General features: G+C 36.2%; 30 protein-coding genes and 2 pseudogenes. 7 read left to right on the forward strand and 25 right to left on the reverse strand.

What is annotated here, in order from left to right:
- Nucleotides 1-294: 294 nt before the first annotated feature.
- From HPT25_RS22855 to HPT25_RS22865, 3 genes and pseudogenes are all read left to right on the forward strand, one after another.
- A pseudogene (locus tag HPT25_RS22855) lies at nt 295-708 on the forward strand (IS110 family transposase); the annotation flags it as partial.
- A 77-nt stretch (nt 709-785) separates the two neighbouring features.
- Nucleotides 786-2,008 (forward strand): IS3 family transposase gene (locus tag HPT25_RS22860; protein WP_173065500.1). Its coding sequence is split into 2 segments (ribosomal slippage): nt 786-1,074 and nt 1,074-2,008, totalling 1,224 coding nucleotides; the frame shifts between segments, so codons are not numbered across the junction.
- Nucleotides 2,009-2,241: 233 nt separating this feature from the next.
- A pseudogene (locus tag HPT25_RS22865) lies at nt 2,242-3,072 on the forward strand (IS110 family RNA-guided transposase); the annotation flags it as partial.
- A gap of 209 nt (nt 3,073-3,281) precedes the next feature.
- Here the strand turns inward: HPT25_RS22865 and HPT25_RS22870 are convergent.
- From HPT25_RS22870 to HPT25_RS22910, 9 genes are all read right to left on the reverse strand, one after another.
- Nucleotides 3,282-4,073: a phosphotransferase gene (locus HPT25_RS22870; RefSeq protein ID WP_173069636.1), complete on the reverse strand. Its 792-nt coding sequence runs from the start codon at nt 4,071-4,073 to the stop codon at nt 3,282-3,284.
- Nucleotides 4,074-4,313: 240 nt separating this feature from the next.
- Nucleotides 4,314-5,087: an SDR family oxidoreductase gene (locus HPT25_RS22875; protein ID WP_173069638.1), complete on the reverse strand. Its 774-nt coding sequence runs from the start codon at nt 5,085-5,087 to the stop codon at nt 4,314-4,316.
- 418 nt (nt 5,088-5,505) lie between these two features.
- Nucleotides 5,506-6,099: a TetR/AcrR family transcriptional regulator gene (locus tag HPT25_RS22880; RefSeq protein ID WP_173069640.1), complete on the reverse strand. Its 594-nt coding sequence runs from the start codon at nt 6,097-6,099 to the stop codon at nt 5,506-5,508.
- A gap of 66 nt (nt 6,100-6,165) precedes the next feature.
- Nucleotides 6,166-7,203, reverse strand: coding sequence for an alpha/beta fold hydrolase (locus tag HPT25_RS22885; RefSeq protein ID WP_173069642.1), 1,038 nt, complete (start codon nt 7,201-7,203; stop codon nt 6,166-6,168).
- Between the two features lie 315 nt (nt 7,204-7,518).
- Entirely contained in the window at nt 7,519-7,989 is a 471-nt protein-coding gene (locus HPT25_RS22890) for a CBO0543 family protein (protein ID WP_173069644.1), read from the reverse strand.
- A gap of 91 nt (nt 7,990-8,080) precedes the next feature.
- Nucleotides 8,081-8,404: a DUF6980 family protein gene (locus tag HPT25_RS22895; protein WP_246277267.1), complete on the reverse strand. Its 324-nt coding sequence runs from the start codon at nt 8,402-8,404 to the stop codon at nt 8,081-8,083.
- Nucleotides 8,405-8,505: 101 nt separating this feature from the next.
- Nucleotides 8,506-8,934 (reverse strand): hypothetical protein, encoded by a 429-nt coding sequence (locus tag HPT25_RS22900; protein WP_312857322.1) that lies wholly within the window; start codon nt 8,932-8,934, stop codon nt 8,506-8,508.
- A 216-nt stretch (nt 8,935-9,150) separates the two neighbouring features.
- Nucleotides 9,151-9,795, reverse strand: a complete 645-nt coding sequence (locus HPT25_RS22905) for a DUF7010 family protein (protein ID WP_173069648.1) — start codon at nt 9,793-9,795, stop codon at nt 9,151-9,153.
- Nucleotides 9,796-10,099: 304 nt separating this feature from the next.
- Complete coding sequence (locus HPT25_RS22910; protein WP_173069650.1) at nt 10,100-10,654, reverse strand: NADPH-dependent FMN reductase; 555 nt, start codon at nt 10,652-10,654, stop codon at nt 10,100-10,102.
- Nucleotides 10,655-11,009: 355 nt separating this feature from the next.
- On the opposite strand from HPT25_RS22910, the gene HPT25_RS22915 reads away from it, so the two are divergent.
- Nucleotides 11,010-11,471: an SRPBCC family protein gene (locus HPT25_RS22915; RefSeq protein WP_173069652.1), complete on the forward strand. Its 462-nt coding sequence runs from the start codon at nt 11,010-11,012 to the stop codon at nt 11,469-11,471.
- A 463-nt stretch (nt 11,472-11,934) separates the two neighbouring features.
- Here the strand turns inward: HPT25_RS22915 and HPT25_RS22920 are convergent, their stop codons facing one another.
- The 4 genes from HPT25_RS22920 to HPT25_RS29170 form a co-directional block, all read right to left on the reverse strand.
- Nucleotides 11,935-12,906: an aldo/keto reductase gene (locus HPT25_RS22920; protein WP_173069654.1), complete on the reverse strand. Its 972-nt coding sequence runs from the start codon at nt 12,904-12,906 to the stop codon at nt 11,935-11,937.
- A 73-nt stretch (nt 12,907-12,979) separates the two neighbouring features.
- Nucleotides 12,980-13,213: a Rossmann-fold NAD(P)-binding domain-containing protein gene (locus tag HPT25_RS28850; protein WP_246277210.1), complete on the reverse strand. Its 234-nt coding sequence runs from the start codon at nt 13,211-13,213 to the stop codon at nt 12,980-12,982.
- Complete coding sequence (locus tag HPT25_RS22925) at nt 13,179-13,586, reverse strand: SDR family NAD(P)-dependent oxidoreductase (RefSeq protein WP_312857356.1); 408 nt, start codon at nt 13,584-13,586, stop codon at nt 13,179-13,181. The genes HPT25_RS28850 and HPT25_RS22925 overlap by 35 nt, the downstream gene beginning before the upstream one ends.
- Nucleotides 13,493-13,720: an SDR family NAD(P)-dependent oxidoreductase gene (locus tag HPT25_RS29170; protein WP_281368215.1), complete on the reverse strand. Its 228-nt coding sequence runs from the start codon at nt 13,718-13,720 to the stop codon at nt 13,493-13,495. Before HPT25_RS29170 ends, HPT25_RS22925 begins: the two co-directional genes overlap by 94 nt.
- A 146-nt stretch (nt 13,721-13,866) precedes the next feature.
- On the opposite strand from HPT25_RS29170, the gene HPT25_RS22930 reads away from it, so the two are divergent.
- Nucleotides 13,867-14,337, forward strand: coding sequence for a MarR family winged helix-turn-helix transcriptional regulator (locus HPT25_RS22930; protein WP_173066621.1), 471 nt, complete (start codon nt 13,867-13,869; stop codon nt 14,335-14,337).
- A gap of 104 nt (nt 14,338-14,441) precedes the next feature.
- Nucleotides 14,442-14,708 (forward strand): amidohydrolase family protein, encoded by a 267-nt coding sequence (locus HPT25_RS28500; RefSeq protein WP_217269739.1) that lies wholly within the window; start codon nt 14,442-14,444, stop codon nt 14,706-14,708.
- Between the two features lie 440 nt (nt 14,709-15,148).
- Here HPT25_RS28500 and HPT25_RS22935 read toward each other — a convergent pair whose 3' ends face one another.
- From HPT25_RS22935 to HPT25_RS22960, 6 genes are all read right to left on the reverse strand, one after another.
- A complete protein-coding gene (locus HPT25_RS22935; protein WP_173069656.1) occupies nt 15,149-15,607 on the reverse strand; it encodes a hypothetical protein in 459 nt (152 codons plus the stop codon).
- A 148-nt stretch (nt 15,608-15,755) separates the two neighbouring features.
- On the reverse strand, nt 15,756-16,457 hold the full coding sequence (locus HPT25_RS22940) for a GNAT family N-acetyltransferase (RefSeq protein ID WP_173069658.1): 702 nt from the start codon (nt 16,455-16,457) through the stop codon (nt 15,756-15,758).
- Between the two features lie 241 nt (nt 16,458-16,698).
- The gene (locus HPT25_RS22945) at nt 16,699-16,893 is read right to left on the reverse strand and encodes a hypothetical protein (RefSeq protein WP_173069660.1); all 195 of its coding nucleotides are present in this window, start codon (nt 16,891-16,893) and stop codon (nt 16,699-16,701) included.
- Nucleotides 16,894-17,132: 239 nt separating this feature from the next.
- Nucleotides 17,133-18,590 carry an IS1182 family transposase gene (locus HPT25_RS22950; protein WP_173069662.1) on the reverse strand — a complete coding sequence of 486 codons (1,458 nt, stop codon included), beginning with the start codon at nt 18,588-18,590 and terminating at the stop codon, nt 17,133-17,135.
- Between the two features lie 174 nt (nt 18,591-18,764).
- Nucleotides 18,765-19,019, reverse strand: a complete 255-nt coding sequence (locus HPT25_RS22955; protein ID WP_173069663.1) for a hypothetical protein — start codon at nt 19,017-19,019, stop codon at nt 18,765-18,767.
- A 943-nt stretch (nt 19,020-19,962) separates the two neighbouring features.
- Entirely contained in the window at nt 19,963-20,400 is a 438-nt protein-coding gene (locus tag HPT25_RS22960; RefSeq protein ID WP_217269804.1) for a CBO0543 family protein, read from the reverse strand.
- Nucleotides 20,401-20,945: 545 nt separating this feature from the next.
- Between HPT25_RS22960 and HPT25_RS22965 the strand changes: the two genes are divergently transcribed.
- Nucleotides 20,946-21,965: a DUF3231 family protein gene (locus HPT25_RS22965; protein ID WP_173069667.1), complete on the forward strand. Its 1,020-nt coding sequence runs from the start codon at nt 20,946-20,948 to the stop codon at nt 21,963-21,965.
- 359 nt (nt 21,966-22,324) lie between these two features.
- On the opposite strand, the gene HPT25_RS22970 is transcribed toward HPT25_RS22965, so the two are convergent.
- The 6 genes from HPT25_RS22970 to HPT25_RS29285 all read right to left on the reverse strand — a co-directional run bounded on the left by HPT25_RS22970 (nt 22,325) and on the right by HPT25_RS29285 (nt 26,838).
- Nucleotides 22,325-23,848, reverse strand: a complete 1,524-nt coding sequence (locus HPT25_RS22970) for an MDR family MFS transporter (protein WP_312857323.1) — start codon at nt 23,846-23,848, stop codon at nt 22,325-22,327.
- Between the two features lie 110 nt (nt 23,849-23,958).
- Nucleotides 23,959-24,141 (reverse strand): hypothetical protein, encoded by a 183-nt coding sequence (locus HPT25_RS22975; RefSeq protein WP_173069669.1) that lies wholly within the window; start codon nt 24,139-24,141, stop codon nt 23,959-23,961.
- Nucleotides 24,142-24,407: 266 nt separating this feature from the next.
- The gene (locus HPT25_RS22980) at nt 24,408-24,848 is read right to left on the reverse strand and encodes an SRPBCC family protein (protein WP_173069671.1); all 441 of its coding nucleotides are present in this window, start codon (nt 24,846-24,848) and stop codon (nt 24,408-24,410) included.
- Between the two features lie 323 nt (nt 24,849-25,171).
- Nucleotides 25,172-25,588, reverse strand: coding sequence for a VOC family protein (locus tag HPT25_RS22985; RefSeq protein ID WP_173069674.1), 417 nt, complete (start codon nt 25,586-25,588; stop codon nt 25,172-25,174).
- Nucleotides 25,589-25,673: 85 nt separating this feature from the next.
- The gene (locus tag HPT25_RS22990) at nt 25,674-25,814 is read right to left on the reverse strand and encodes a hypothetical protein (protein ID WP_173058295.1); all 141 of its coding nucleotides are present in this window, start codon (nt 25,812-25,814) and stop codon (nt 25,674-25,676) included.
- Between the two features lie 505 nt (nt 25,815-26,319).
- Nucleotides 26,320-26,838 carry a group II intron maturase-specific domain-containing protein gene (locus HPT25_RS29285; protein ID WP_312857324.1) on the reverse strand — a complete coding sequence of 173 codons (519 nt, stop codon included), beginning with the start codon at nt 26,836-26,838 and terminating at the stop codon, nt 26,320-26,322.
- Between the last annotated feature and the right edge of the window lie 48 nt (nt 26,839-26,886).

Genomic DNA, 26,886 nt, shown 5'->3' on the forward strand with positions numbered 1-26,886 from the left:
TTTTTTGAGCCATTAAATCATTATTCTTGTTGCAGAATTGCGCCCGATCGTAATATAAGTTTAACCAGTTTTTACTGGTTGAACTTTTTTTAATTGGTTTTATTATAGCGGTAGTCGGAGTAGAACGTAGCGCCCGTGGGACTCGATCCCGTCCGCAAAACTGTTCACTCCCTACTTGTATAAGCATGTTTCAGGCTGGTTGGGACACAGATCCCGTTTAACAAGCGAACCTATGATAGTACAAGCAGCTCTAGGGACAACCGACTAATCTTATTTTCTAAGGAGGAGATGATCATGAATCCAGTAGTAGGTCTGGATGTTTCTAAAGGAGAAAGTCAGGTACAAGCATTCTTGGATAAGAGTCAACCTTTTCGTAAAAGTTTTAGTGTAAAGCATACTGTTGAGGGTTTTGAGTATCTATTAGGATTCTTAAAAGAGATTGAAAGAGTAGCTGATGGTAAGAAACCTTCGGTTATCTTAGAATCAACAGGGCATTACCACTCTCCTGTTATTCAATTTTTGGAGGAACAACAATATGTTTATATTATTGTGAACCCCCTTATCTCTCATCGAGCACGGAGTACAAGTTTAAGAAAAGTAAAAACAGACGCTGTCGATGCCTATCATCTATGCGAACTATTCTATAAAGAAGAAGTTGAGCCGTATAAGAAAAGAGGGCTTCAACTTTTAAACCTTCGTAATCTTACCTTATTAGCCCCAAAATGAACTTGGACAGTAAGAGTAAATTTTATTATACTGCTTAATGTACCAAGGAGGCTGACATCATGAAGCGAATAAAACATTCAAAAGAGTTTAAATTACAAGTCATTAAGGAAGCCCGAGAAACAGGAAATATTACCCTTGTAGCTCGTCGGTATGAATTGAATCCAAACATGGTTAGTCGATGGATCCGTGAATATAAAGATGGAAAATTTGGAGACATGGATGTAGCTGTTTTGCCAGACCTAGATTCCAAAGAATTATCTAAGGAAAATGAAAAACTCAAAATGATTTTGGGAGAAAAAGACCTTGAAATAGCGATTTTACGGGATTTAATAAAAAAGAAAAACCCTCACTTACTGAAAAACTTGAAGTAGCTGATCAATGGATTAACAAAGGCTATTCTATTTCAAAGGTGCTCAAAATTATCGGTATTCCTCGTTCCACCTATTATTATCAAAAGAACTACCGGGTGGAAGAGAAAAAAGTGAGTGAGGGTCGTCCAGCACCTGGTTATTCCTTTAATGAGGAAGGAAAAAAAGTATCGGATGAACAAATCAAAGAATTTCTGTTAGAAGAAATTGCAGGCGATGCTTATAACTATGGTTATCGCAAATTAACCAAAGTACTTCAAAGAAAATATAGCCTGACTATTAATAAGAAAAAGGTATATCGCCTATGTAAGGAACTTGGGATCTTACGACCACAACGACAAAAGAAAGTCTCTTTTCCACGTAAATTAGCACGAAATCGGATCATTAAAGCTTCTAATCAACTTTGGGAAGCAGATATTAAATACGGATATATCGAAGGAGAAGATCGCTTTTTCTTTGTCATGTCCATTATAGATGTCTATGACAGAGGAATCGTTGCCTATCATATGGGATTAAGCTGCACCGGAGATGATGTAAAACAGACTCTGCAAAGAGCGTTATTGAAACGCCAACAATATGCTAAAAAGGAAAAACCTGTGATTCGAACAGACAATGGGCCACAGTTTATTTCGCATACCTTTGAAGAGTTTTGTGAAAATTCGAAAATGGAACATGAAAGAATTCCACCAAGAACCCCAAATATGAATGCCCATATAGAATCTTTCCATCGCATTTTTGAGGACGATTGCTTGTCCAGATGGCAGTTTGAAACCTATGCAGAAGCATATCAGGAAGTCATGAGATTTATGGTGTACTATAACGAAAGACGGATTCATTCCAGCCTTTTAGACTTGTCGCCAAAGGAATTCTATCAAAAACAAAACTCGTTGGTAATCAAGGAGGTCCGGGTATAATGGGCTGTACTTATTCAAAGCAACAGCTTGATTTGGAGTGGTGGGCATGATAGCCTTGGTCGGCGATGCCAATGTTTGAAACAGCTGGCTTCTTGGCAGAAGAATCATGCCCACAGAGGCTCCATGTCAAGCAACATGGCCTTTTTGAAGAATAACGAAAGAAATCTAGTAAATAAAAAACTAAGAAAATAAAAGAATAAGAGAGATATTGTCCAAAATTCGGGGGTTAACCCGTTACAAGACAACAAGAGATAATTACGGGTATCTCTACACAAACCAAGGTACAACTTCTAACAGTGCTAGATCAGGTATTTCCTGAATTTAGAGGTGTCTTTGGTGATTTATATTCAAAAGTATCTTTACAGACTCTTTCCTTATTTCCTACTTCTGAACATGTACTAAATACTACCGAATCTGTATTAACCAACAAGATTGCATCGTTATGTACTAGACGTTCTGAAAAGTGGGCAAAAGAAAAAGCACAAAAGCTTATTGAAGCAGCATTACGAAATCCATTTCAAAATAACTTGTATGAAAGTCATATTTTTAACCTAAAGATGTTAATTACCATCGTTCTTCAATATCAAGAGCATCTATCACAACTAGAAGCAGAAATAGATACCCTTGCTAAAGAAATTGAAGAATATAAGATTATCCAATCTATTCCTGGTATCGGAGAAAAGATTGCGGCAACAATCATTTCCGAAATAGGAGAAATAGATCGGTTTAATCACCCTAAAAAGTTAGTTGCCTTTGCAGGAATAGATCCTAGCGTTTACTCTTCTGGAAGATTTACAGCAACCAAAAATCATATAACAAAGAGAGGATCTAGAAGGTTAAGGCAGGCATTATATATGGCTGTATACTGTGGAATTCGAGATGCCCGAAAACAGAAGACGAGTGATACAATTATTCCTCGAAATAAAAAATTAAGAGAGTTTTACGATAAAAAACGCGACGAGGGTAAACCCTATAGAGTAGCACTTATCGCTTGTGTTAATAAGCTTTTACACTTGATTTATGCGCTTTTAAAGAACAAAACCACTTTCCAAGAATTAGCTTAAAAACTATATTTAACATTACAAAGCAAAACCTTCCAATTTTGAAGATGAGGAAGGTTATTTGGCATACCCATTTTTAGTATATCATCTATATTTTAATTTTTTCATTGAAAAATGTTGACAACTATTAGCTGGTTTTGCTGAATATCGTTTTATTGTATTTTTGCTACACTCTTATTGTTGAAAAGCCCTCGTTCAACAAAAACCTACTCTTAAATCCACTCTTTTCCATGTTCACGAATGAATTTAATATCTTTTTGATAATGTTCAAGATGCCCTTCATCTATCATCTTTTGAAAAGCAATTTCACCTTCACTGGCTTTTCTTTTAATTGTTTTACATAACCCTTCTAATCGTAGCAATACCATTTCCAAATAATCGTCTTCAATTCCTTCACCGTAAGATTCAAAAAACAATTTAACTCTTTGTTTTATATGGTTAGCATGCTGTAATGAATTATAATAAACTTTCTCACCAGTTTCGGAAAGATAAAATCTACTTAAGGGGACGCAAGTATAAAGAGTATAAGATATGTCCCAAAGTCTTGGACCAGGTCCAGCAACATCAAAATCAATAATGCCTAGTGGTCTTTCATAATTAAAAATAATGTTGTATATTGCAAAATCATTATGGCATAGTACCTCAAATCGTTTGGGGGTGTTATCTATCGATTCCCAGCTATCGTCAAATGAAAAATCACTCACAGAATCATGATAAAGACGGAGTATTTTCCCTATTTCTATTAAGACATCATCAGACCACATGTATTCTTTTAAAGGATAATTTCCAGCTTCTCCTTCAATAAATGATAATATCTCTCGTCCTTTTTCATCAATACCTAAAAACTTTGGTGCATAATTGAAACCTTTGTTCTCCAAATGCTTTAATAGCTTATGAATTTTAGGACTATCTGGATTTAATTCTCGTCGTACAGTATCTCCCGAACGATACACGTTAGAGACATTTCCTCCTGTTAGCATTTCTTCGTTTTCATGGTTTGACATCAAAATATTCCTCCCGAATATGACTTTCGATAAACCATAATACAATAAATCCTGTTTTCAACTTACCCCTTTAATGGCATGACTTTAAATTCAAGATATACTGTCTAATTTCCTTTCTTACCCCAGAATATGGCCCTTATCCAGTGTTCTCGATCAAAAGATTTATAGGATGCAACTTTTATCTTTGTGCACAATGTTTACACAACAAAAAAGGGCTCTAAAACTAGAACCCATTTTGTTTTATCTTCTAAATCCACCTTCTGAATGAATAATCTGTCCTGTAATCCAATCTGCTTCATCACTCACTAGAAATTTTATGGCCTTTGCAACATCTTTCGGTAAACCTATTCTACCGAAAGGAAACATTGGTTTTAATTCCTTTTTGATGCTCTCTGTCATCCACCCTGTATCAGTTGGTCCTGGATTTATTGCATTTACCGTTATTCCCAAAGGGGCAAGCTCAGCTGATAGCGTAATAGTCAAAGCATCAACTGCCCCCTTTGTTGTTGCATATGCTAATTCGGCAGGCATCGGTCCTTGAAATTGCCCAGAAGTAATATTGACTATTCTTCCACCAGATTTCTTATCAAACCTTTGAGCGAATTTACTACTTAATAGTGTAGTTGCACGAACATTTACCATGTAATGTTTATCTAATTCTTCGGCTGTTAAATTAGAAAAATCGTTGTTAGTTGAGTATGCTGCGTTATTAATTAAGATATCAGGATAACCAAGTTGTTCAATTACTCTATTTAAAAGCTGATCTGGTGCTTCAAAATGGGTTAAATCCAACTCCATACATGATACCTTAACACCTTTTCTTTTTAATTCTTCCTTTAATTTCATTGGCTCATTTAAATCAATGCTCCAAGGCATTTTTTTATCATATTCAGTCCAATATGTAAAAAATATATGATATCCTGTTTCAGCTAACTCATTACAAATAGCTGCACCTATACCTTTAAGACGGCTTACACCCGTAATAATTGCAATTTTTTCTTTTAATTGGTTCATAAATATCCCTCCAAATGAAGGACGCATAAATCAGGTCAACAGGAGATATGATTATTCCCATCAAAAAAAGACAGACTCATAAATAGGCATCCATCCTCTAACAAGGGTTTTTGAGCCCAAATGCAATCCTTGAATGATTATAGATAGTCAAATAAACCCTCTTAAATGAGAGTAAAAACTAGTCTATCCACTTTCTAATCATTACAAGCTCTTCCACATCTCGAATCTTTATCCCCTTTCAATATCTCCACTCTTATTATTTTAACAAAATAGGTAGAATTTTACAAAAAATACTCTAACTAAATCTCCTTGTTCGACTAAATGGCCCAATTCATTAAGAAGAGCGCATTTCTTACTCTAGAAATGCGCCCGATTATGGAAGAACGAAGGTATTAAATTCCAAAACCTTCTTTGGAATTTAATTTGTCAAAATACGCATTAACACATCCACATCTGGTAACCCATACTCTTCATCAATCTCTTCTTGAGTAAGAAGACTGTTGATGATGGTAAAATACCATGACAACATTCTTCGGGGTTCGCCTGGCGAAAATTCACCCAATTCCTGCCCTTTTGCGAAGATAGGAATGATTGGAACGATCAGAACATTTGTTGAAACTTCTTCAAAAATCTGTGTGACCTTTTCGGGAACATCATCTGCTTTGCGGGCACGTTCCATTAACATAAAGGCATACATATTTTTCTCATCAAGCATGTTTTTCGTTAAGGCTCTAATTTGTTCAAAAGGAGTTCCCGGTAAATATTCAACATACTCTAGTTCCCTTCTTGCTTCTTCCATCAATTCTTGGACGAGAGTTATGAAAAGTTCCTCTTTAGAATTGAAATAACGGTATATTAATCCTTCACTAATCCTTGCTTCCTTAGCAATCATGCTTGTTTTTGTTCCTGTATATCCTCTGCGGGCAAACATTTTAAGAGCCGCTTGTTTAATTTGCTCCCTGCGTTCGTCACGGATTTGATCAAGCTGCTGCTGTCTGTTTAATGAAGACACCCTTTTAACCTCCGGATCTAAAAAATGTCAGATTCATTATATCATTAATCTAGAGAACTTTCGCTTTTACAATTCGTTGATAGACATGGATACCAGTGGACGTACCCTCTTGTTCAACTCCTCAAGAAACTGATTAGGACGGGCAAAACACGCAAGATGGCCAGCGTTTTTGATGAGAGCAAACTCCTTATGAGGGGCTTCAATCTCATCGTAATAAGCCCTAGCCAGTTCAGTTGGCGTGATAATATCGTTATCTCCGTGAAAAATAAAAACTGGCAGCTCAAATTTACTGTATTTATTAAAATCAAAGTTTATTAATTCATCAAATAGATGCTCAAGGGAATATCTCATACCTTTAAAAATATCCATCATATCACGTATTTTATGTTCCGGAGAAGAGAGCATAGAGGGCAAAATTAAGTCGGTAATCATATTGGGGACATCCTTAATAGTTTTAACTAGAAGTCGATTTCTCTTGTCGAAATCTTCACGAATCCATTGGGATCGATTAGAACCCATTTTCTCAACCAGCTGAACACCCCTGGTAATGCCTGCCTCACGGAGGGCGTTGACTGATAATGTATACAAAAGATTTTGTGAATCTGGGGCATTCTGATCTGTACCGACATAGGCATAAAAAAGATCTGGCCGAAGCTTTGCCATCATGATACCAATTAGACTACCTGCAGAGCTTCCAATAAGAATTACTTTTTGACCAAGTTTATCACGCAAGTATTCTGCAACCTCTATCCCATCCTGCGCTAGACGGTCGAAAGTGATGGCTCCGCTGCCGTCTTTACCGTTCTTTCCAAAAGTCTTTCCTGCTCCACGCTGATCCCACTGAACGACAATGAAGTGCTTCTCCCATGAACGCAACAACGGACTAAAGATGGAATAGGTAGAAGCCGGACCGCCATGAATCAGTAACAAAACGGGGTTGTTTCGATTCTCGCCACGAATCGTGATCCACTGATCAATACCGCCAATTTTAACGTAACAGCCTTGAACGATGCTGTTATCTGTGCTGATTTGAAGTTCTTTGGTATTCTTTCTCTGATTTCTCTTTCGCAGAACGATTCCTTGCAGGATATTAATTTGGCTCATTCGAACATCCCTCTTCCCTTAATGTTTGAGTGAGTAACTTACTCATCCTTATAGTGAGGTATTTTATGGAAATTGTCAATAAGAAATTTCCATAAATATACAAAAGAAAATTACTTTATAGATTTCTCACCCTAGAAAATGAAATAAAATATGTCCTTGCATGGTAGATATCAATAATCCTTATTCCATTAAACGGCCCTATACATAAAGAAAGAGCACAATTCTCTTTAAGAATCGCGCCCGATTGTTGAAGATCATTTATTTTTCTTTATTGAAAATAAGCACCCGATAATTTAAGCAGTTCACCGCACGTGCTTATCGAGAAATACGGTTGTATTGACGGTGAATTAACTTTCGAACCAACTTCAAAACCACCAACAGTAACAGGAATAAAAACGGATAGACAATTGCAGAGTACCAAAGTTTCCATTGGTTATGATAGAAATATCCAGATTTAACCGCTAACCACTCGTAAAATACAGCGAACGCAGAGCAACTAATTATGTACCAAAATTTCTGAGCAACATTCCTCGTGCATTGATAGTAATTCAGAAAAATAGCGTTTACCGCAGGGTAAATACCAAATATGGCAATCAACGTCTGCCACTGTGTACCTTTCGTAAAATACCCGTACCAATCCAGTTTCAAGTCTAAATAGATGTCCACATTGTCCTGCAAAACAATTGCAAACATACAAGTAGAGAAAATCTCAATAGCGGTCAGCTTTTTTGGCATGAACAAGAACACGGTATTAAATACAATAGCCGTCAGTATTAAAAACCACATCTTCACCTCACATCCTACACATTATTTTCCTACAAACCCCAATATTTCATTCGCACCATTTCCCTTACAAAAACAATTCTTTTTTTGTTGCTTAATCAAGTAAACTCCAGTTTGTTGTAGAAGATATGGGATTTCCACAGCAACTCCATTGTTTAAATCTAGCACCAGTTACTTCGACAAGGAGGTCTATTATTTCTAATTTTTGAACAACACCTAGAACAAAATGAAATGCCGTACTTGAAGTACTATCATCATGATTTATTAAACCATAGTCATTATACTTTTCATCAAAAATGATTATCTTGTCGGGCCATTTAAAGGGGTTCTTATATATATCACACTCGAAATTGGCATGATCAGCCATATCCTCACAACAATGCTTTTCCATAATTTCATTTCTTCCTATTTCGTTCAAGCACCCAATAGCCTAAACAAGAAAAGGGCATCTCCATAGCAAAATCATAAATCAACTCTTCATCACATAAGTAAGAAAGGTTTAATTGTTTCTTGTTATTCTTACGTGCTATTTAATAGTTTCTTTTCCAGCTTACATATCCACTTATAATATCCTAATAAGATAAGTAATAATATGGGGACAATAAACGCATCGTACCACAGTTTCCACTTTCCCAAATGAAAAAACCCAAAAGGTTCAGGAAGTAAGGTAACCGCTTCATAAGTTAAAATACCTACTGTCCAAATAGTAATATAAATGGCTTGTTTAAAAAGAAAGGTTTTAAAAGGAAACAAACTTAAAAAGATTATATTTACAGGAGGAATTAATATAGTATGACCAAGAATTCCTATCCAATCCACTCCCTTATTAAAATACCAGTATGCATTCAACTTATATTCAGCAATCAAATCAAAGCATAGTTGAAATGCAATAGTAAAAGACCAGATATTAGCAATTTGATTCTGTGTTAGTCTTTTATCTATCTTCAAAGCAATTAAATTGAATAAGGTAATCGAAGTCACAAGTAATATCATACATTTTTTCCCTTTTTATTTTTAACATCCCCTGTGAAAATGAAGATGATTCTTGTGATTTCCTTCTTCCACCATACTGGAATTTAATTTAATAAACAAAAAGCCGGCAATAGCAGCAAGCTCTTCAAGTATTGCGCCCGATGAATAAAAAAGAACATTTTTTTATCTGTATTAAAACCTGAAAGATTCCTCAGCTTCTTTGGATCCATTCCCAACCCTTTTCAGCAATTTATAGCCTACTTGCCAAACTGTCACACCGGTTCCCCACAATATCAAGGCTGAGCCAAAGCCGACAGTTATCCACCATACCATAATTTGATTATTCTCCCAGGTAACTCTTACAGGTAAAGTGAGCAGTGTGATTGTCGAAAGCAAACAAAGGAGTGAACCAGTAAAATAATAAATCTTGACGTGAAAAAGGTGCGCTAAGGGATAGAAATGAACACCGACAATTAGAGCCATGACAGGGACAAACAAATCCAAGTGATTAGTAGACCTACAAATCACAGAGGCGACACCAATCAACAAGCCTTCTAAGCCAAAATTAATACCGAACCACATATTCTTTCGTTTCCAACGATTGGAATCCCCTTCCCCCATCTCGTTTGATAATCTTTTTGACTTAATTATCAATACGATTCCTCCAATAAGCATTACAACACCAATCAAAAGGGATATGATCAAAAGCCAAAGAAATCCCCAACCATGTAGTCCTCTAATTCCAATTCCGGCCCACAGAGTACCGAAAAATGCCAAGAAGATAACTCCAGAAGCTGCCCCACTCACAGCAGATCTAGGAATGATGGATTGCGACATATCGTGCCAACCTCCTCTTTCTATTGCATTCTAAAAAGTTTAAGAACCTATTTTTCTAATTAAAGAAAATTTTACCATAATAAAGATAATCATTAAATGGCCTTATACATAAAGTAAGAGCACAATTCTGTTGAAGAATCGTGCCCGATTATTGAAGATCGTTATTGAAGTAAAGCAACCCGTTTGTTTAAGTAGATTTCTATCCTTACCCGAAAAATAGCTGTCACAATGACAACCTGTTGTTAATCTCTTGCCCCCCACTAGTTAATAAAGGAGACGTTAAAAGCGTTGAGTACAATTCTGCTTAACTTACAACATTGTTATTGATTTCTTGAAACAAGGCATTCAACAGATTCTCAATATTTAACCTCAATTCCGAGTCAATTATCTCTTCGTTGCTACCTAATTTTTGGTTTATAAAAGGAACTGTCAAGGTCCCTCCTTCAACCACAGATGCACTCATCATCGCGAGTGTCCCCAGCAGAGAATTATTAGCAGTTGACCCTCCATCTGGGTGTGGGGAGGCACTAATAACTGCTACTGGTTTGCTTACGAATTCCCCCGATGATACCACCCAATCAAGTGCATTCTTTAATGAACCTGGAACTCCTTTAGCGTATTCTGGTGTGCATATTAGTACACCATTCGCTTCTTTTAGGAGTCTACGCCAATTGGCAACAGCAGTATCGGCGTCATCTATATCTAAATCTGGATTAAAATGCGGAAGTTGTGCCATTTCACTGTAATTAACGACGGTTTCCTGTGATGGAATCATTGAAATAACAGCACGCAATAATGTTGAATTCAATGATTGTCCCCTTAAACTGCCTGATATAGCCAAAATATTAACAGTATTCATTTCAACACCTCTTTTATAAAGTTTAACAGTTATGGGTTTAAATGTATGTGATAAATATTCTACGTTGAGCTTCCAAAATCCTTCTTAAGCTAACCTGGCCCTTTTCTTTGAGATCTAGATAACTTGTTAAATCTGGCTTTTAAGGCTTAGACTTACCGTGAATGCTACATGTCAAATCATTTATGTAGTTTACACTTTTCTTTGCAATAGTCTGTATTAAAGCTTTGCAAAATTGTATATTTTATTTTTGAAATACACACCTTTCTTCTTTTTATGAGGCAGAATTCTATAATTATGAAATTCCCTTAAAAATAGTTTGCCATTTTTGTATAAAATTGGTATCGTTTTTTATAGAATGAGATACCTGTTACTAAAGGAGGAACATACGTATATGTGGACTATTTCTGCAACTGCACGCACCAGTGCCACAGCCTCAAGTGTTTGGGCAATTTATTGCGATTTCGCCAATTGGCATCGATGGGATTATGGCCTCGCTCAGTATCAGCCAGATGGCCCTTTTATTACAGGCACTACTGGAAAATTGCAACCTGTAGAAGGACCAGAACTCCCCTTTAAGATCCTCCATGTCAAGGAGGGACATAGCTTTGTTGATCGTACACCCATAGGACCGGAACATGCCATTATCGCTCGCCATGAGTTGCACCCTCTTCCAGATGGCACTCAGATTACACACACAATCGATATCGATGGTCCAGATGCTGAGCGTCTCGCTCAAGAGATGGCATTTACTCAAGAAGAGTTATACGAAACAGTCTCTAACCTAGCCCGATATGCTGAGGAGAATCACCACAACTGAACCCACTTTAGGGCAAATGTTGTTTCGTGCGAAAGGACTTTGGTAGAGTAAAATGGGGCTCCATCGCGGATATCCTCACAATCTTATTAAAATGGTTATATAATTCAGTTGTCAGCTCTGGGGTAATCTGTATTGCAGGTGTTTGACAACTTCCGTCTAAATAGGAGTAGGTTACTCCTGTGGTATCACCAGCAAATTGCATTTGCAAAGTTACGGAAATACCAATATTAAAAAGCTCAATTTCATTAATTGGGCTTTTTTCATTACTTCAGATAAGCGCCCGATTGTTGAAGATTGTTATTGAAGTAAAGCTACCCGTTTGTTTAAGTATTTCTTCACAAATTAGCCCTTTTTATAGTTCTTTTATTACAAGAGTGCTAACATTAACCCTTACCAATTAAGAAAGATAATATAAAAAAGAGCGAACACCTTTTAAGTGTTCACCCTAAGCGCAGTTGTGAATTTATACCATTGGATGTGGTACATAAAGTTTTTCTAAACTCTTAATCTCTTCAGATGTCAATTTGATTGATAACGTCGACACTGCATCTTCGAGATGGCTTATCTTGGTCACCCCAATAATCGGTGCTGTTACCTCTTCCTTTTGTAATAACCATGCAAGTGCGACTTGTGCGCGTGGAATACCTCGATTCGCAGCAACCTCTGCCACTCTTTCCGCCACTTTGCGATCGGCTTCTTCTGTCTTGGTAAACAGGTCCTTTGCTACTTGGTCATTCTCTGATCGAGAGGTCTGTTCATCCCAATCTCGGGTTAATCTACCTGCAGCAAAAGGTAAATATGGCGTAACGCCAACTCCATCATCTTTACAAAAAGGTAGCATTTCTCTTTCTTCCTCTCGATAAAGTAAGTTAAGTCTATTTTCCATGGAAATGAAACGCGTCCAACCGTTGCGTTCTGCCACATGTTGAGCTTTTGCGAACTGCCAAGCTGACATGGTGGATGCTCCGATATACCTTACCTTGCCTGCCTTAACTAGATCATGAAGTGCCTCCATTGTCTCTTCAATCGGTGTGTTAGGATCCCATCGATGGATTTGATACAAGTCGATGTAGTCTGTACCCAAGCGTCTTAGACTATTATCAACTTCCGTCATTATCGTTTTTCGGGAAAGCCCCATTGCATTTGGACCTTTACGCATCGGAACGAATACTTTTGTAGCAATGACAACTTCGTCACGTCGAGAGAAGTCCTTTAATGCTCGCCCAAGAATTTCTTCACTTGTGCCGTCAGAGTACATATTAGCGGTACTGAAAAAATTCATGCCCAATTCAAGGGCTTTTTTAATGAGCGGTCTGCTATTTTCTTCATTTAGTGACCATGGTGTATTTCCTCGTTCAGGTATGCCAAAGCTCATGCTTCCAAGACATAGTTCTGAAACATCCAAACCTGACTTTCCGAGTTTTTTATATTCCATTTGTATAACTCACTCCTTCAGTATTATGTCAAAAATTAATGATGATTTATTTAAAATCATCGAGAGACTCCCATCAGCACCACGGAAGTTGACGTCTCTCATTCGAAAACATGCCTATATGACCGCTCCCGTCAAGAAGAGCAAGGCTCACCGGATGACGAGCTGCCTGTTGAACGGTTCCTGTTCCTTCCAAATTGTTGAGGTCAGTTGCGGTAAAGCCCGGACATACGGCATTGACAATACCTGTTGATGCAAGTGCAAGCGTAATGGCGTTAAGGGCAGGTCTTTGAAGGGCTATAAACTGCACCGAACATTTCTCGATGCGAATAGTTGGGGTCCGCGTTGAGTGTTAGCGATCCTGATCCACTCGAAACGTTGACGATTCGTGCAGCAGGAGCTTTACGAAGAAGCGGTAGCATCGCTTGTGTGACAGCAATTACACCAAATACGTTTGTCTCAAACACCGTGCGTACCTCATCGTTAGATGCAACACTTGTTTTTCCTGACTTACCTACATCTTCAAGTTTCATTCCAGGTTCACCCCCATGCGATATGCCCGCGTTGTTGATAAGTACGTCGATTCGACCTAGCTTATTACGGATACATTCTGCTGAGGTCTCGATAGAATACTGATCGGTAACATCAAGTTGGATGGCCCGTACATCTTCCCCAACGCTAATTGCTGCCTTTTTCCTTTTTCAAAATTGCGTAACCCAACAAGGACAGTGAATCCGTGTGCCTCAAGATCCTTTGAGATTTGAAGACCAATTCCCTTATTAGCTCCAGTAACCAAGGCGACAGGTTTAGAATGCATTGTAAAACTCTCCTTCCTGCGAACAACTTTTGTCGATGCAGTTAAATTCTTTTTATCAAACCATGCATTTAACTAAGGTTGATGTATCAACCTAAACTCACTTTACCACCTTGTAGTTGACGCGTCAACAATGTTATACTCCATTTATGAATAAAAAAATGATAAGTGAAGAAGAAATGCAAATTTGGCATATGTGGAAAAACTCTTATAAGAACATTTTTGGACGCGTAGTAAAAGACATGTTCGAGCAAACTGGACTATCGGAGGGTGACTTTGGTATATTAGACCGATTGGATCTTTATGGAAAAGGTAAACTACGTCAACAAGAATTAGCAAACTCAATCGATTGGACCAAGAGTCGGTTGTCCCATCATTTAACGCGGATGGAAAAACGTGGACTTGTTATAAGGGAACCATTAGATACTGAACGAGGAGTCCAGGTAATGATTACTTCGTTCGGAAAATCAACTTTGGATGATGCCCGCCCTGTCGTTTCCATGGCAATACGTGAGCATTTTTTAGATTTATTAACCGAACAAGATATTGAGTTCATTACTAATCTGGCGGAAAGAACAAAAGCAAAGCCTTCATCGTCTTGTAATACTCCACCATCTTAATTGCGTTTTTTGATCTTATTCAAACGATAGGTAATAAAAAAGCTGATTTTCCTAATTTGGAAGATCAGCTTTTTCTACTTTGTGAAGAAATGCACCTATGCTAGTTGAGTAGAAGAGAATCTCTCTACCGTAAGGCAGATTTTGTTCTCCCCCCTCACAGAATCGTGCTTGCACTATTAATGCACTCGGCTCCTAATTTTCTTGGAGATCCTATATTTGATGAAATATTTACTGAATTGAATAAGCGTAAAACGCTGGTTCACATACATTCAAGTTCACCACCAGCTTCATTTATACGTCCTAAATATATTGTTTCTGATTTTATGATTGAATTTACGTTTAACACTACTCGTGCGATGACAAATTCTTGATGGATCCCATCGAACGTTGCCCAAAACCAATGCTTTTAAACAAACCTTTTTACTTACAACAATCATTCTGTTGGTATCTTCAATATGTGGATTTTTTACAGACAAAAAAGTTATAAATGATGAAAAAAATCAGATTGAAATAGTATAAATTCAGACCTTATTTAGAGGTTGGGAACTATTAACTCCAGCCTCTTCCCTCTAAAGATAATATCTTCTCATCCTACCAATAGGTTGTTTTTTTTGAAAATGGGTCCTTATTTAATCCATCTATAGCAACAAGGATTCTTTCTTCATTAAACACGCCAAATATTCAATTTTATAGAGAGTCTTATTCCGTTAAATGGCCCTAAACATAAAGAAAGAGCATAATTCTGTTAAGGAATCGCGCCCGATTACGGAAAATCATTGCTTAAATCTTATATATGAAAAGCTCAGGTTAGTTAAATTTTTTCGATTTTGCAAATCCACCTATAAAAATTCAATATTATAATTAACAGAATTGGGTCAATAAGAATAGAGTATTCCAATTTCCACCACCCGTAATTGAAGTACCCCCAAGGTTCTGGAAGTAACGCTATTTCTTCATAAATCACCATAAATACTAACCATAAAATATAATAAAGAATTCTTTTTAATAATTGAGAGTTAAATGGATACCAATTCAAAAACAATATATTTACTGGTGGTAAAAGCATTGTAGTCGTTGGTAAACCTCTCCAATCAACTTCTTTTGTGAAATACCAGTAACCGTGATATTTTTGGTCAATAAACAAATCAGCAAGTAATTGTAAAGTAACAGTGAATAGCCATATATGAACAATTTGATTTTTTGTAAGCCTCTTGTTTGATATAAATGCAATTAAATTAAAAAGAATAACAGCAATAATTAGTCCAATCATAAAAATATCCTTTTTTATTTAATTTCCTCTGATCATTGTTCAATTATTCTGCCATTTAACTGATTAACGACAAAAAATGGACTGTATCAGTCCATTTTTGCTCAATTCTTGCGCCCGATTGCTTTAATAAATGCAAGTAATTTTATTCTTATTTCTTAAATGCTTCTAATCTTTGAACTTGGACTCCTTTGTCATCAAAGTTCTCTTCGGCCAACCATTGAGTTAATGCTTGTTTATGTAAAGGCCATTCTTCTATTAGCATTGAAAACCAGCTGGTGTTTCGTGAGCGTTTTTTATAGATAACGGCATTTCTGAAGGTGCCTTCATACTGAAATCCTAAACGTTTTGCTGTTTGAACGGAAGGAGCATTAAAGGAATCACATTTCCATTCATAGCGCCGGTATTGGAGTTCTTCAAATACATACATGGCTAATAAATAGTGTGCTTCGGTAGACATTCTTGTTCTTCTTAATTCATCCGAAAAATTAACACTTCCCACTTCGATTACCCCATTTTCCTGATCTATCCTCATTAAACTAAAGATTCCAATCGGTTTGTTTGTCTCTTTATTTAACACGGAATAATAGACGTGTGTGCTGCTTTCTATTTTTTCTAGTATTGTCTGTTCAAACGATTCATAGTCGTGAGGTGGTTCGTAGCTTAAGTATGTCCAATTACTAGGGTGAGAGTTTTTATAGGCGTTATAAAGTTCTTTGGTATGTGTACGAGATAATCTAGTGACAATGGTATACTTTCCGACATAATACATATCAGAAGGGAATTTTCTTTTCTGCCAATTGGACAACTCCTCACCAATTTGCTGGTTGTATTTGTTTATTCTCTGATTCATTTAATCGCCACATTTCATTACATTATTTTATTACAGTATAACTTGTTAAGAATAATAAATCACCCAGTGTTTAATTATTTTTTCCACAATATGACCCTAAACCTAAATAAAAAGCACAATTCTTGCTACAGAATAGCGCCCGATTGTTGAAGATCGTTATTGAAGTAAAGCACCTATAGTCTAAGAGAGGCTCTTTTTTCTTATCCTTTCCTTTATTTTTGAAGTTGGTGGAAGAGATGGGTTATTTAAACAAACGCCTTACATTATTTGAATTTTCTTGTTGAGCCTGTTTTTTATTCTGCTTGTAAATATAACTAATCATTGCCATAGATTTAATGCCTAAGATAGCAAGTAGTATTGAATAAATCGACGTTAAAAACAAACCACCTATAGCAATCCAAAATAATGTTGTGATCTTGGTTCCTCTGCTGAACATACTAAGCCCTCCAGGACAATTTTTATAAATATTATCCTGCACTAAACGAGAAATATTATCATTATTTTGTAATATATACCAAAATTTTTCCTGAATAAAAAAGGCTATCCATAACGGGAGGGCACTGAAAAACCTTCGGTTTTTCGAAAATTTCTAAAGCACAACAAAAAAAGGCGACTTTAAATTTTTCAAATGAGAATTTTAAGTCGTCTTTTAAATTCATCGGGACTATTTTTTTCCTATTTTTGATCTATTAGATTCAATATTCTTTTTAAATTCACAGTAAATATCGCCATGGCACCTTGCAATTCCATGCCGACTAGACCCGAGGATTCTGCAACATTGTACCCGTGTCTGTGTTTTAATTCACTATTTTTAGCTTCTATTTTATATCTTTCTTTCGACTTTTCCTTAAAATAGTCAGTCTCCTGGAATTTCTCCTGCTCTGTATGTATATTAGATTTTATAGACACAGAATACGTTTTACTTTTAGCTCCTTCTTTATAACATCCATCCTTAAATGGGCAGTTTTTACACTTATCAACATCAAAATAATACGTGTCAACTTGATTAACAGCTACACCCTTTTTACCTTGGCGTGCCTTCCTTATAGCCATATGTCCAGCTTTACAAACGTACATTCCAGCATCTTTATTGAACTCAAATTGGTCTTCTTTTTTGCGAAAACCTTGAGTGACTGACGGGTTTAACTTCGCCACTAATTTTATTTCTTTTTCTTTCGTGTATTCGATATTACCTTTTTCGGAATAGGCTGCATCACCAATAACGGTTTCCACTTTCACCCCCGCTTTAATACTCTTTTCAATTAGTGTTTCTAATTGCTTTCCGTCATTTTTTTCTCCTGTTGTAACAGTTGCGGCTGTAATAATTCTTTCTTCACTCATTGCAATGTGAGTTTTATATCCAAAAAACGATGAAGCAGCAGTTTTATGACCTACTTTTGCATCCGTATCATTAGAACTCTGCAAATGCTCAATATCGTCAGTAACTGTTTCTTTTAAAAGGTTTAACTGTTCCTTTACTTTCGGGTACTGGATAAGATTCTCTTCTTTTTCAATCACGTCAATGAGTTTTTGGCAATAATCGATTTCATCTTCCAAGACATCAGTTGTATTTTTTTCAGGGAACTTATTTTTCATAGATTCATCTATCTGATAAATTGCTTTTCTCAGCTTTTTAGAACGGTCGATAAGTATTTCCTTGGGTGCCATTTGGTTGTATCGTGCCTTCGTATGGGTGGCATCCACGATAATGGATTTGCTTTTTATGATTTCCTTCTCGATGGCAATTTCAACGGTTTTATTGATCAGCATGTCCAAAAGGTTTACATCTTTTAAACGAAGTTTTCGAAACTTGGTTAGAGAACTTGGCTCGATAACAGGCTCCTCCGGAGCCATATGAAGAAAATACTTAAAAGACATGTCGTATATAGAACGATCAACAATGTCAATATCAGACAAATCATAGATTGTCTTTAACAGTAAGTATTTGAACATGCGAATAGGGTCGATAGCATTTCGACCATTATTAATGCAATAATTATCCTTAAGTTCATCATAAATAAAAGAAAAATCAATCAGATCGTTAAGTTTACGCAAAAGATTATCTTTCGGAACAACTAAATCATAAATACCCATATATGGACTGAAAATCATTGATTGTTGATTTTGTATCATAGTACCCACCCATTTGAAATTGATACTATAATTATACAGCAAAAAAGGTATAATCCCCGCTTAAAACGAGGTATTATACCTTTTTACATACATAGGAGGACTTTTTCAGTGCCCTCCCATAACGGATAGTCTTTTTTCATTTCTGTAAGACCTCAAAAGGATGCTAAGTATTTATTAAATCCTTTCAACAATATAAATCAAGCTCTTCACATTTGGCTTTATGTAACCAACAATGTTATTAGAATGAATGAATGTTTCAAGTTTTTCCCTTATCTTAAATTTCACGTTAGCATCATCAGAATTAAAAAAGTCTGTATCCGAACATAAGATAGTAATATTTTGTTTAAAATTAAGGAATCCTGCTATATCCCTTGCTGAATATACATTTCCTTTTTCTAAATCAGTAAATATTTCATTATCGTATACCATGGATTGCCCCCTCCTTTTTAACCCCTATGCTCAACACTTGAGCACATAGGTTTTAAATAAATGCAAAACCACCTATATCTGGACAGGTGGTTTTGCACTTTATTCAACTTGTGAGATGGAAAAGTACTTCCTGCTATTAGTATGACACCTACGGCATGTTTTACTATTGGGTATAATTACATGCTGGAGTCTCACCAACATTTCGTTTTCAGTATTAACTGTTCGCTCTTTTTAGGTTCTGGCTATATCCAAAACTGCCACCAAAGAAAAAGCCACTTTCCATATGTTAAAGGTTTGGCTGCCCTTAACTGAAAGTGACTAAACATGTTCAATATTTGTCAGTATTGAACAGAAAAATCAAAAAAATTTAAGTGGATACACCAATTTTAATTGGTTTATATGCAAAAGCTAAAAGGTAAATTATTGAAATTTTGTATTAAACCCTAGGTTTACACAAGTCATATTTATACCGTTCTTCAGATGCCTGCAGCTTGGTGCATAAGATGGATAATTTTGTAGTTTAAACACATAATATGGATGACCAAGATTATTCTTGGTTGATGTTAAAACCCATCCTACCTCGCCCGGATGGGTTTTCTATTTCTCCTTCCTGGCTTAATCACAGGGTTATTGTTTAATCCGTCAAATTAAAGATGATTAATACCTGATAATCTTTTTAGTATAAGAATGGCAGATAAAGCGAAAAATAATATAGAAAGAATAAGAAATGGCATAGTTGTAGTCCCAAACTCAACTCTACTATAAATGTCTTTTTCTTATCCTTTCCTCCAGGACATTGCTCCAAATGTCATTATCCTAGCATACGCTAAGAGCAAAAGCATACTTTAGCAGCGTGTTCATAGCGAACAGCCCTCTTTATTAGTATTAGTAAGGAGGGCTTATGTCATTTTGGACTCACTATTTAATAAAAAACAAAAAAAGCTCACCATTTTAGTTGAACTTTTTTGACAAGATATCGAGTGAATTTATTAGACAGTACTAAAGCCAAATATAAACCAGGATAAAGTACTAATGAATACCCCATATTCCAACTATTATAATAAAAGGTTTTACTCCATAAAAAGGCCTTTTCAAATATTAATGCAATCAAAACCCATGCTGCTATATAAAGAACTATTTTCATGAATCTCTTTCCGTAGGGAAAGAAATTCAAAAATAAAACGCTGATTGCTGGGTAGATTCCGTAAACGTAAATAAAGCTCCACCATTCTGGGCCTTTATCAAAATATCCATACATATTGTACATTACGTCAAAAATATAATCAGCTAGTACTTCTAGAGCATGAGAGAATAAAATAATACTCAACATCTCAATGCCGGATAATCTTTTTGGAATAAAAATAACCGTTAAGTTTAACAATAATACAAAGAGGATAAGAAATAGCATTGTTGTAGCCCCAATCTACAATTAATGTTTTATTTCTTATCCTTTCCTTTTTTTTGAAAGTTAGTCATACCAATATGGGGTAAGTCCAAGATAAGTCCAAAAAGCGCCATACAGATGCAAAAAAATGTAAAGAGGTTGAAAAAGCCCTGATTAAGCTGATATAATCGCTAACCCCAGCTTTCCGTATAAGCCCTCCTTTAAAATGACAATAAAGTCTTTTTAAAAATTTAAGTTTTATTCAAAAATAGCGCCCTATTGTTGAATATCGTTATTGAAGTAATGCTACCCGTTTCGCTACAAATTTATCACGATCATAAACTGAATTTACTCAACCGGATTCAAACCAAGTAGTTTTTTAGAAAAAAATAAAAATCAAAAATATTCTTTTTTATATCTATGCATTATCACTTATTAGTAAAATCTTGTGATTGTTGGAGTTTCTAACTTTTTACATATTTTTCATTCTTTGAGAAAACAATAAAAAACACTAACTATTATCGTAAATCGGAGGATGAACCTTGGAGACAAATACCCCAATTCGATTAACTGCTCCGGAAATGGCAAGCCTTTGGACTCAATACATTTTTGATACAATGTCGATTTGTTTCTTTCGTTATGCACTCGAACATATCGATGATCAAGAAATCAAATCGATCTACCATACTTCCCTTGAAGTATCCAAAAAGCATATCGAACAAATTACCGTATTCATGTTAAATGAAAATTTTCCTATTCCACGTGGGCTTACAGAAAAAGACGACGTAAACATTCACGCACCGCGTCTTTTTCAAGACCCCTTCTACCTAAATTATATTTATATTATGACTTTGCAAGGAATGACTGGATATGCTTTGTCTGTTAGTACTTCCGTTCGTTCTGACTTACGGAAGTACTACATAACCTGTATGTCCGAAACGATGGAGCTTTTTGATCAATCCATTGATTTAATGCTTTCAAAAGGACTTTTTACTCGAGCTCCTATTATTACACCACCCGAATCAATCGATTTTGTAAAACAGCAAAGTTTTTTAACTGGATGGTTAGGAGATCGTCGTCCGCTGAATGCGATCGAAATTGGCGATATTACTTTCAACGTGCTAAAAATGCATTTACATGCTGCTTTAACAGTGGGATTTATCCAAGTAGCACAATCAAACGAGGTTCGACAACATTTCAGGAGGGGACTTGAAATTGCCAATAAACACATAAAAATATTTGAATCGGTATTTGATGAAGATCAATTAAATTCACCTATGTCCTGGCAATCGATGATTACAGACTCTACTTCTATGACGTTTTCGGATAAATATATGATGTACCAAATTCAATTGTCTACACAATTAACCCTTTCATTTTATGGTTCTTCTATAAGTACCAATTCAAGAAGAGATATTGGTGCTCATTACTTACGACTAATTTTAGAACTTTTACAATTTGCAGAAGACGGAGCAAACATAATGATAAAAAATGGATGGTTGGAGCAGCCACCAACAGCAAGTGACCGAGAATCACTTGCAAAGGAAAGGAGTAAAAAATAATTTCTGAGAAGCTGGACGCTAGGAACGATTCCTAGCTTTTTTATATGATGAACTTCATGGGTCAATGGCAAGATAATATCATTGCTGTACATTGGGGAATTGGGGATCTAACAGGGGTACGGCAATAATTCGTTCTTTTTTGGGCCACTCATAAAGAAAACCATTTATAAATGGAGATAAAACCAATTCTTTAACGGCGTTTTGTCCATTTTTTTAAATTCGCCTTATTAAACAATCTGGCCCAATTCATTAATAAGAGCGCATTTCTTATTCTAGAAATGCGCCCGATTGCAGAAGATTAAAGAGAATACAGTTCTATTATTTTTTCTAAGCGTAATTTACCCTTTGTTGAAATAGACCTAAGAATGTTCTGTTTTAACTTCTACATTTTCTTTATCTTCCTTTTTCCCAATCAAAACTTCTTTTTTTAATCCCCAACAAATGAAAAAGGAAACAATTGCGAGAACAAATGATACCCAGTACAAATGCTGAAATGCATGAGAGAAAATCGTTTTTATTTTGTCCAAAAGGACTGGATCTAGATTTCTTGGAATGGTTGTTCCGTCTTTTATGTTTTTTAATGAAAGTGCTTGTTCCATCGATATATTACTCGCCAGTGATTTCATTCCTGAACTAATTTTGGAAGCGAGTAAGGAACCGAATAGACTAAAACCAATTGTCATACCGATCGATTGAAATAAATTAACGGACGACTGAGCAATTCCAACATGTTCTTCTTCAACTGACTCTTGCACAATGAGAGAGTTATTTAACAAAGCTCCAAACCCAAATCCTAAAATAATAAAATACAGGATGAATGTAGGAATCGAAGTATGTGCGTCTATGCCAGAAAGTAAATAAAATCCGATGATTGGAATGATGAAAAAAATCCCGTATATGTTTCGGTAAGCGAATTTTGGCATCAAATGTCCAGCTATCACACTAGCACCAACGGCTCCGACCATTATTGGTATGGTTAGATAACCAGCTTCTGTTGGTGTAAGGCCAAGTACATTTTGAGCAAAAAATGGAAACGACGATAGAGACCCCATTATGGCAAGTATAAATACGAATACTAGTGCAGAAATGACGACAAAATTTCGATTCTTAAATAAATGTAATGGTAGAATCGGTTCCTTTGATTTTGATTCAACCCATACAAATATTGAAAGAAGAGCTGTTCCAAGTATATAAAGGATGATCATTTTTGTACTGCTCAAAGCATAGCCTTCCGTCTGGTGTAGAACCGGTGTTAGTAGTAAACAGATTAACGACGATACAAGTAGAAATGCACCTGCCCAGTCAATGCTAACTTCCTTTTTAGCTTTCGATTCATTCAAACCGATCGATAGTATAACAGCCGCGAGCACACCTACTGGAATATTAACGAGGAAAATCCAATGCCAAGAAATATGTTGGACGAAATATCCTCCAATTAGTGGTCCAACAAGCTGAGGAATAAACATAACCGCACCGAAAACGCCTTGTATTTTCGCCCTCTGTTCAACTGGGAACGATTCACCAAAGATGACCATTGCCAGTGGCATAAGACCACCTGCGCCAATCCCTTGAATTCCACGGCCGACAAGTAGCATTTCCATCGAATGAGCTGACCCACTGACAATTGAACCAGCGATAAACAAGCCCATACTAACTAAGTAAATTCGCTTGCGCCCGTACAAATCCGCAAGCTTACCAAGAATCGCCATGAACGATGTCATGGCCAACATATAGACACCGCCAACCCATCCATACAGCACCAATCCACCCAAATCACGAATAATGGTAGGCATCGCAGTGGAAACTGCTGTTTCATCAAGTTCCGAGAAAATAACTCCAATCATGAGTCCAATTAGAATAAGTGCTTTGTTATTTTGTTTCACTTTAAACCTCCTATAACCCCACATTATATAAAAAGCTCGGTTCACATTGCCTCATATTTTTTTCGGGGCAATGAAATAGAACATAAAGAATCGAGTACTTTATCCTTTTATTAATCTTTTTTATCATTTCCATTCAGCAATATCGCAATAGGAATGGATTGCATCCCGCAGGCTTTGCCTGCCTGTTCAAAAGACCAGAATTTGTCCTTTAACAGCTTGCCTGTCTGCCTGCTAATAATGGATGTAATTTGTGATACAAGCAAACTGCCGTATACGCTAATTCCGGTTGTCATCCCGATCGATTGGAACAGGCTGATGGAAGATAAAGCAATTCCACTCTGCTGTAGATACAGTTTCTTGTATGATCAGGTTGTTATTCAACATGACGCCGAAGCCAAATCAGTGTATTTTTGTTTCCTTCTATCTCGCCTTTATAACTTTCAAACTCACTTAGCAATGATTTTTCACGTAATTTTTCTAAGTCCGTTTATTTATTTGGATCAGGAACGTACCCGTTAAAAGGCCCAATTTCGCTTTTAGTCGGTGAAGTATTGCTTAACTAATGAACTAATGATGCTCTTAAAGTATTCACCCCATTTTCTAAGTAACCCTTTAAACAAGTTAACGTATATACCCAACCTTCTTTTTGTCCCATCATTTTGTTTACAATTTCAGGGTCTTCTTCTTTCAAACCTGATTCGTTAACTTCAATAATTGTAGTCGAACTATCCAACTCTTTTAGCGTAATTTTAACAACAGTTTCTTGACTATATCCCCCCCACGAGAACACGATTTGCCAATTTTCTTCTACTTCCAATACCTTTATGTCCCCTTGAGCATTGTATTCGTTGTATCTCAGTGTAACCGTCTTGCCCTGTTCCCATCTTTCAGAGCTTCTCGAGAACCAAAAATTCCCGATTTTTTCAGGATCCACTATAGCTTCAAAAACTTCATTAGCTGGCTTTAGTATTTTCATTTTCGTAGATACTTTAGTATCCATACAAAACAACCCCCTCTTGGTATGTATAATTGACAACGCTTCTATTTTACCAATTTTAAAAATTATACTCAAAACCCCTTTATTTATATGGTTTCTTGTTTAACAATCTGGCCCAATTCATTAAGAAGAACGCATTTCTTACTCTAGAAATGCGCCTGATTGTGGAAGATTAATGCTTAAATCTTATTCAAGTCAAGCCCCTTTTACTTAAGTCCAATACTTCACATATTCTAATCTCTGATAAAAAATAAATAAAAAGATGATACCTTTTAAGGCATCATCCCTTAGAATATTAAGCTTGATTCGTCATTAAACCTTAAAGTTTATTCCTGATTAATTGCACTTTCATCCATATAAGCAACTTCCCATAAATGACCATCTAAATCCTGAAACCCCCAAATATACATAAATCCATGATCTTGAGGCTCACTAATAGGTTTACCACCAGAAGACAATGCCTTATTTACTATCTCATTTACTTGATCCCGACTTTCAGCTGAAAAGGTGAGAATTGCTTCGGCAGAAGTAGTAGTATCCACAATTTCCTTCTTACTAAATCCTTTGAAACGTTCTTCAATCATTATCATAGCAAAGATGTTGCCACTGATGATCATACAAGATGTATTCTCATCGGAGAATTGAGGGTTGAACTCAAAACCTAACTCCTTGAAAAAATTTGTGGACTTGTTCACGTCTTTTACTGATAAATTAATAAAGATATTTTTGGATGTGAATGCCATTTTTTAATACCTCCTGGAGAAATTTTTGCACAATAAACCGGCTCACCGGCCTTTTTTATATCACCGATATCAGCTCTTCTGAGCATTAATTGCTTCCCATTCTTCTTTGATAGGACCATATACGCGAGGAACATTCAAGTCGTCTTGTCTCATCATCCAGCACTTTTTGGGTAACAGCTGCTTCATATTTCCATTCATTTAAGAACTCATTTACTGATGTAAACACCCCCTTAAATTAGCAATTCATCAATTTTTTGGAAAAAGTTTTCAATTCATTGTATCATGTTCAACTAATCATTGCCTCTCTCAAATGCTTGTTGTTCGAAGGATATTTTGCTATTCTTGTAAACCCCTATTAAACAATATGGTCCTATACATAAGAAAGAGCACAATTCTGTTGAAGAAGTCGAGTAGAAGGGAGCCTTTCTACCTTGCGATAAATTGGACTCCACCACCCTCACAGAACCGTGCTTGCGCTATTAACGCACACGGCTCCTCCTAGTTACCATTCACATTTCTGTTATCCTCAATAGTTTTGTTTCCATCATTATACCTACCTCTGTGTGTAGTAAATGTGTCCCTAGTAAGGTTGATAACTGGTAGCTAGCCTTTCCTCCATCGGCATTACCCAACTTCATTGGTGTAGAGTCGAAGGAGGTCGGCATAAGCCTTCCTCCGTCCGCTCAATCAAACGGATCGTACAGTTTTCCCGTAATCCGCTTTCCTTTATGTCATCTTTTAGATGCAACTTTAGATTCTAAATCTGGAATTAATGAAGTAAGGTTTACAAGTTTGTAAGCCGAATAGAGTTTGGATTCGTGAAGTTTCTTCCAACCCATGTTTCGCCATCTTTTAAATCGATGGCTCCATATTCTTCTTACAATCCAGCGTTGGAGTTTATTGAAGAGTTTTCTAACGTGAGCTTTTCGATAGTAGTTACCCCATCCTCTGATAACAGGATTGATACTTTCTATTAATTCAAATAAGCTTAATGGGATTCTTCGTTTTGTACGGCTACGTATAGTGTCCATGAATCGCTTTACTGACTTCTCAGTAGGAATTGCATAGATGTTTATGATGTTAGGTTGCTTTTTGATTTTATGGAGAGGAAGTTTAAGTCCTTTTCCCTGTTTAATCTTATATCCTAAAAATTCAAATCCCCATTTAATATGTGTAATTCTGGTTTTCTCAGGGTGGAGAGTTAAGCCAATTTTAGATAGTATTTGCCTTGCATCATTTAATGCCTTCACTGCTTCATTTCTTGTTTTACAGAATACTACCCGGCAAGTAGACCACTG

Origin of the sequence: Neobacillus endophyticus (assembly GCF_013248975.1) — a bacterium.
GTDB lineage: Bacteria > Bacillota > Bacilli > Bacillales > Cytobacillaceae > Neobacillus > Neobacillus endophyticus.